This window comes from Caballeronia sp. LZ003 (assembly GCF_031451465.1).
Classification (GTDB): Bacteria; Pseudomonadota; Gammaproteobacteria; order Burkholderiales; family Burkholderiaceae; genus Caballeronia.
In genome coordinates this window covers 1-427 of sequence record NZ_JARUXJ010000193.1, presented here as the reverse complement: position 1 = coordinate 427, position 427 = coordinate 1, and the positions used below count along the sequence as shown (strand labels likewise).

The 427-nt window shown below is 63.2% G+C and carries 1 pseudogene; it reads left to right on the top strand.

Features of this window, described 5'->3' with window-relative positions:
• Positions 1–370: pseudogene (locus QCE79_RS34005) on the top strand (phage major capsid protein); the annotation flags it as partial.
• Positions 371–427 lie beyond the last annotated feature (57 nt).

The following is a 427-nucleotide window of genomic DNA, read 5'->3' as shown; positions in this document are numbered from 1 at the left end:
GAGCACGGCGCTGGCGCTCTCGATGATGCACAACGCGCTGGCGCAACCGGAGTTCCCGGGCCTCACGATGGCGGGCGGCACCTTCTTCGGGCTTCCTGCTCTGCTCTCGCAGACCGCAGGCGACATGATGATTCTCGCCAATGCGTCGGAAATCCTGCTGGCTGACGATGGCGATGTGACGCTCGATGCGAGCCGCGAGGCGTCGGTCGAGATGGAAAGCGGGCCTAAGGGCGGTGCCACGCAGCTCGTCTCGCTCTGGCAGAACGGCTTCGTTGCGATGAAGGCGACGCGTTTCATCAACTGGAAGCGCCGCCGCACACAGGCAGTACAGTACATCACGGGCGTGAAGTACGGCGCGCCCAAGGCTTAAGCGGAATCATTGATGCGCCTGTTTCCGTGGCACCACAAGTCAGCTCCTCACGCATCG